The organism is Kribbella sp., from assembly GCF_035655035.1.
In the GTDB taxonomy this organism is placed as follows: Bacteria; Actinomycetota; Actinomycetes; order Propionibacteriales; family Kribbellaceae; genus Kribbella.
The window spans coordinates 1-4,457 of record NZ_DASRVN010000572.1 but is presented as its reverse complement, the minus strand read 5'-3'; the positions used below and the strand labels follow the sequence as shown (position 1 = coordinate 4,457).

Annotated in this window: 3 protein-coding genes; 1 reads left to right on the top strand and 2 read right to left on the bottom strand. The window is 66.3% G+C overall.

Annotated features, from left to right (window positions below; genetic code table 11):
* Nucleotides 1–1,989: transglycosylase domain-containing protein (locus tag VFF46_RS30570; protein WP_325040696.1), on the bottom strand; the 1,989-nt coding region annotated here is incomplete at its 3' end.
* Between the two features lie 171 nt (nt 1,990–2,160).
* Between VFF46_RS30570 and VFF46_RS30565 the strand changes: the two genes are divergently transcribed.
* Nucleotides 2,161–4,266: a family 43 glycosylhydrolase gene (locus tag VFF46_RS30565; protein ID WP_325040695.1), complete on the top strand. Its 2,106-nt coding sequence runs from the start codon at nt 2,161–2,163 to the stop codon at nt 4,264–4,266.
* Here VFF46_RS30565 and VFF46_RS30560 read toward each other — a convergent pair.
* A partial coding sequence (locus tag VFF46_RS30560) for a TIGR00366 family protein (protein ID WP_325040694.1) occupies nt 4,256–4,457 on the bottom strand: 202 nt, incomplete at its 5' end. The two genes, VFF46_RS30565 and VFF46_RS30560, sit on opposite strands and share 11 nt — an antisense overlap.

Genomic DNA, 4,457 nt, shown 5'->3' with positions numbered 1-4,457 from the left:
CTTGATCTGGTCCTGGTTGGGATCCGGGAAGGACGCCTCGGGCTCGCCTTCGAGGGCGGGCTTCATGAACGCCAGCCAGGTCTGCAACGGCCAGTTGCCACCGAAGAAAGCCTTGTCGGAGGAGTACGGGTCGAGGTTGCTCTCACCGGTCTTGCCGGCCCGGTAGACCACCGCCGTCGAGAGCTGCGGGGTATAGCCGGTCCACCACGAGGTCAGCGTCGCGGAGCCCTGCATACAGCCACCACAGGCCTTGTCCTTCGCGCGGTCCTCGACCGCGACGCCACCCGCCGTACCGGTCTTGCCGGCGACCGGTCGGCCGAGGTCCTTGGCACCAGTACCAGTGCCGTCGGTCACGACGTCCTGCAGCGCGTAGTTGACCGTCCGGGCGATGTCCTGGGGGAAGGCCTGCGTCTTCTGCTTGTCGAGGCTCTTGTCGGTGAACAGCACCTTGCCGTCCTGTCCCTTGACCTCGGCGATCACATGCAGCGGTGCGTACACACCGTCGGCCGCGAACGTCGCATACGCCTCGGCCATGTCGACCGCGGACGCGTACGGGTCCGGACCGAGTACGGTCGAAGGGTTGTGCCGCCCGTCTTCGAGGTACTTCGTCCGCGGGATACCGGCCGCTTCGGCAGCGCTGACGACCTTGTCGGGCCCGTTGTCCATCTTGTTGTCGACGAGGTCGTAGAAAGCGGTGTTGATCGACTGCTCGGTGGCCTTGAGCAACGTGACGTCGCCGTAGTCCCGGTTGAACTCGTTGCCGAGCTTGAGGCCCTGGATCCTGATCGGGCTGTCACCTTGGAAGATGTCGTAGAGGCTCTTGCCGTCCTCCAGCGCCGCAGCCAGCGCGAACGGCTTGAACCCGGAACCCGGCCGGGCCTTCGCGGTCGCCCAGTTCAACTGGCTCTTCAGGAAGTCCGGGCCGCCGTACATCGCGAGCAGCCTCCCGGTTCCCGGCTCGACCGTGGCCATCCCTACATGAAGGTTGTCCCGCTTGTCCGGCAGCTTGTCCTCGGCGGCCTTGACCATCTGCTTCTGCTGCGTGTAGCTGAAGGTGGTCGTCACCTTGAGGCCGCCGCCGCTGATCTCCTCCTCGGAGAATCCCCGCTGCAACAGCTCCCTACGGGCCATGTCGAGCAGGAATCCTTTGGCGCCCCCGTAGAGACTCTGCTTCTGCTTCGGGTTCAGCTTCGGCAGGCTTTTGCCGTACTTCGTCTCCTGAGCCGGCGTGATCGTGCCCATCTGCTGCATGCCATTCAGAACGTAGTGATACCTGTCGATGATGCGTTTCTTGGAGGCGGCATCGGTTTTGTCGACGTTGAAGAGCGTCGGGTTGTTCAGCACGGTCGCCAGCAGCGCCGCCTGCGGGACGGTCAGCTTCTTCGGATCGGGCTGCTGGAAATAGGCGTCCCCGGCGGCCGAGATGCCATAGGCACCCTTACCGAAGTAGATGGTGTTCAGGTAGCCCTCGAGCGTGCTGCTCTTGTCGCGCGTCCGGCCGAGCTTGGTGGCGATGAACAGTTCCTGGAGCTTTCGGGTGAGGGTCCGCTCCTGGGTCAGGTACATGACCTTGACGTACTGCTGGGTGATCGTCGAGCCACCCTGCAGTTGCTGACCGCGGGCGATGTTCCAGGCGGCCCGGATCATGCCCTGGGGCGAGATGCCGGGGTTGGTCCAGAACGTCCGGTCCTCGGCCGCGATCACCGCGTCCTGGACGTGCTTCGGGATCTGGGCGAGCGGCACCGAGTGCCGGTTCTGGTCGAAGAACTGGCCGAGCGGCTGGGACGAACTCGAGTACGTCACCGTGGTCGTGTTGGCGGCGAACTCCTTGTTCGGGTCCGGGATCTTCGTCGTCTGGTAGATGATGAAGAACGCGGCGACCGCTCCGATGACACCGAGGAAGAGGAGTGCGGCGAGCCAGCCAAGAACCCGGAGCGCCCAGTGTTTCTTGCGCCGGCGCGGCGTGGCCTTTCTACGACCTTCACTCACAGTGCAATCCTCGACGATCTCGCGGAAGTCATTGCCCCACAGACTACGGTGGGTGTGGTAACGGGCCCGAATCCGCTCCGGATGCTAGCAACCTCCGGCCGACCTGGCGAAAGTGGTCCAGGCGAACTCTCAGGTAGGACCTTTACAACGTTGGAAGTATCGGCTTCCCTGGTGGGTGTGATCCGCCTCTCACTGCTCGCAGCGGGCCTGACGCTGCTCGCCTCGTCCACGACCTTTGCCGTCGGCCACGCCGCGGCCCCGCCGCCCACCGGCTACACGAATCCGGTCACCGCCGGGTACTCCGCCGACTTCCCGGATCCCTCGATGATCAAGGGCCGCGACGGCTGGTGGTACGCCTACTCGACCGGCGGCCCGTACGCGAAGGACGGGCACGACGGCGACTCGTACAAGATCGCCCGTTCCCGCGACCTCACCCACTGGGAGAAGGTCGGCTCGGTCTTCGGCGCGAACAACCGTCCGACCTGGGCCGACCCGAGCAGCGGGTTCTGGGCGCCGGACATCCGCTACATCGACGGGAAGTACGTCCTGTACTTCACCGTGCCGAACACCACCGCGACGCCGGGCGACTGGGACTACGCGATCGGTGCGGCGACCGCGCCGACCCCCGCCGGTCCGTGGACGGACTCCGGCGCACCGGTGGTGGCGCCACGCCCGGCCGCGGGCGGTGGATTCCAGTGGACCATCGATCCGGCCGAGTTCACCGACACGGACGGTACGCGGTACCTGTACTGGGGCAGCTACAACGGCGGTATCCACGCCGTACGGCTGACGCCCGACGGCCTGCGTACGGTCGGAGCGGTCACCGACGTCGCCCGCGACCGCTTCGAGGGCGCGTACGTCGTGAAGCACGACGGGTACTACTACTTCTTCGGCTCCTCCTCGAACTGCTGCGCCGGCCCGACCACGGGGTACGCCGTGTTCGCCGGACGGTCGCGCAGTCCGCTCGGCCCGTTCCTGGACCGGGAGGGCCACGACCTCAACGCGTCCCGCACCGGTGGTACGCCGGTGGTCGCATCGAACGGCAACCGCTGGGTCGGTACCGGTCACTCTTCGGTCGTCACGGACCTGAGCGGCCAGCAGTGGCTCGCGTACCACGGTGTCGACCGCACGGACCCATTCGTGACCAACAGCAACGGCTGGCTGCTCCGGCCGATGCTGCTCGACCGGCTCGACTGGATCGACGGCTGGCCGGAAGTGAACGCCGGCACCGGGCCGAGCGAGTCCAGCAAGGTCTCGCCGGTCACCACGTCTACAGCGACAACAACAGGCAACGTACGGGTCGAAGCAGACATCACAGGCTCCGGACAGGGCGTCTCGGCGCACGGTGTGACCGCTGTTCTCAACCAGGGCCAGCTCAAGGTGACCAACCGCGCCGGCTTCGCCCGTAGCGTGCCCGTGCCGCTCAACGTACCGGGGACCATCGCGTTGGAGATCCGCAACAACCAAGCGACCGCAGAGTTCAGTGAGGACCGCCTGGGCGATCCGCTGGCGACGGTCCAACTGCCTGCGCTTCCAGGTGCCGGAGCAGCGCCCGTCGGTGGTGCCGGCAACTTCTCCGTCGCACCGCTCTACAAGCCGGTCACCCAGGCAGCCCCGACTCCGCACATCGGCCGGGTCGACCCGCAGTACTCCGACGAGTTCACCAGTGGACTGAACGCCGGCTGGACCTGGCGCAACGTCAGCCCGGACGCCACGGTCACCAACGGCGCACTGCAGTGGAAGACCGAGGCGAACGACCTCACCGACAACAACACCGCGGCCAAGGCGTCGCTGCTGCTCCGTGACCAGCCGACGGGCAACTTCGTGGTGGAGACCAAGCTGCACCTCGACGTCGGCACCGACACGATCCGGAACTACCAGCAGGCAGGTCTGCTGGTCTACCTCGACGACGAGAACTGGATGCGGCTCGATCATGTTGCCGGCGGCACCGGCCGGTTCGTCGAGTTCGGCAAGCGGATGCGGTTCACTCCGGTCGGCGCTCCGTCGGTGGTCACGTTCGGCGGCGCGATGATCGGCCCGCCGGCCGAGACGACCTGGTTGCGGCTCGCGCACGACGTCGTACCGCAGACCGGCGAGCACAGGTACCGCGCAGCGTCCAGCACTGACGGGAAGCACTGGGTGTGGGGTGCGGCGTGGACACTGCCCGCCGGTACGACACCGCGGATCGGCCTGGTGTCACAGGGTTCGTCAGCGCAGACAGAAGCGCAGTACGGCAAAGCGACCGCGCAGTTCGACTACTTCCGGGTCACGAGGTGACGTGTGGCGCCAGTAGCGTCACAGCGATCAGTGCGGCAGGAAAGCAGGCCAGGAACATCGTGAACGTGTAGCCCATGATGTCCCGGGCCTTGAGTCCGAGGATGGCGAGCGTCGGCAGCATCCAGAACGGTTGCAGCAGGTTGGCGCTCGCCTCCCCGAGGTCGTACACGACGACCATCCAGCCCGCGTGC